The organism is Nocardioides sp. CPCC 206348 (genome assembly GCF_048654705.1).
GTDB lineage: Bacteria > Actinomycetota > Actinomycetes > Propionibacteriales > Nocardioidaceae > Nocardioides.
Genome location: NZ_JBMCZA010000145.1, coordinates 4851 through 6271 on the forward strand (window position 1 = coordinate 4851; position 1421 = coordinate 6271).

Genomic DNA, 1421 nt, shown 5'->3' on the forward strand with positions numbered 1-1421 from the left:
GACGCCCTCCTCCACGACCTTCCCGTTCTCCATGACCGCGACGCGGTGGGCGATCCGTCGTACGGCGTCCATCTCGTGGGTGATGAGCAGGATGGTGATGCCGAGCTCCCGGTTGACCTTCGCGAGCAGGTCGAGGACGTCGCGGGTCGTGTCGGGGTCGAGCGCGCTGGTGGCCTCGTCGGCCAGCAGCAGCTGCGGGTTGGTGGCCAGTGCACGGGCGATGCCGACGCGCTGCTTCTGTCCGCCCGAGAGCTCATCGATGCGGGCATGCGCCTTGTCGCCGAGGCCGACGAAGTGCAGCAGCTCCGAGATCCGCTTCTGCTGATCCCGTCGCGGCGTTCCCGCCACGGTGAGCGGGAACGCCAGGTTGCCCCAGACGGTGCGCGAGTCGAGCAGGTTGAACTGCTGGAACACCATGCCGATGTCGAGCCGCACCTTGCGCAGCTCGCGCTCGGAGAGCGTGGTGATGTCGACGCCGTCGACCACCACGCTCCCCAAGGTGGCAGGCTCCAGTGCGTTGACCAGCCGGACGAGGGTCGACTTCCCGGCGCCGGAGTACCCGACGATCGCGAAGATCTCGCCCTGCTCGACGGTCAGGTCGACACCGTCCACGGCACGGATCGGGGTGTCGCCACGTCGTACCGGAGCGAACTCCTTGACGACACCCCGCAGTTCCACGAGTCCCATCAGAGTGGCGCCTACTTCTTCTCGCGGATCTGGGCCTCGACCTGGTGCAGGCTCTTCTCGAGGTCGGCCTGGCTGATCGTGAGGAACTCGGCGGTGTTGCCCGATGCTTCGTCGGCGCCGTCGAGCACGGCCTGCGTCTGCTGGTAGATCTCGACGAGCTTCAGCAGGACCGGGTTGTCCTTGTCCTCGGCACGGACCGCGAAGATGTTGACGTAGGGCAGCGCCTTCTCCGACGAGGGGTCGTCCTGGGCGATGGCGTCGTCGAACTCCAGGCCGGCGTCGGCGACGAAGTCGTTGTTGATGATCGCGGCCGCCACGTCGGGCAGCGACGTGACCGTCAGGTCCGCCTGGACGGCCTTCACCTTGACCCGCGAAGCCGACTCGTCGACGTCGGCCACGGTCGAGAAGATCGAGCCGCCGTCCTTGAGCGTGACCAGGCCGGCCGACTGGAGCACGAGCAGGCCGCGCGCCTGGTTGGAGTCGTCATCGGGGACCACGACCGTGTCGCCGTCCTTGATGTCGGCGACGTCGTCGTACTTCTTCGAGTAGAGGCCGAGCGGGTAGATCGCGGTGGAGCCGATCGGGACCAGGTCGTCGTTGTTCGCGACGTTGTGCTCGGCGAGGTAGACAATGTGCTGGAACTGGTTGGCGTCCAGCTCGCCCTCGCTCAGTGCGGGATTGGGCAGCGGGTAGCTGGCGAAGTCCTTGACCTCCAGGTCGATGCCGGCCTCCTT

Annotated in this window: 2 protein-coding genes; both read right to left on the bottom strand. The window is 67.0% G+C overall.

The annotated features are described in order from the left end of the window. The coding region (locus tag ACOADB_RS10040) for a methionine ABC transporter ATP-binding protein (protein ID WP_378597818.1) at positions 1–687 on the bottom strand (687 nt) is incomplete at its 3' end. Positions 688–698: 11 nt separating this feature from the next. Further along, on the bottom strand, positions 699–1421 hold a 723-nt coding region (locus tag ACOADB_RS10045), incomplete at its 5' end, for a MetQ/NlpA family ABC transporter substrate-binding protein (RefSeq protein ID WP_378597819.1).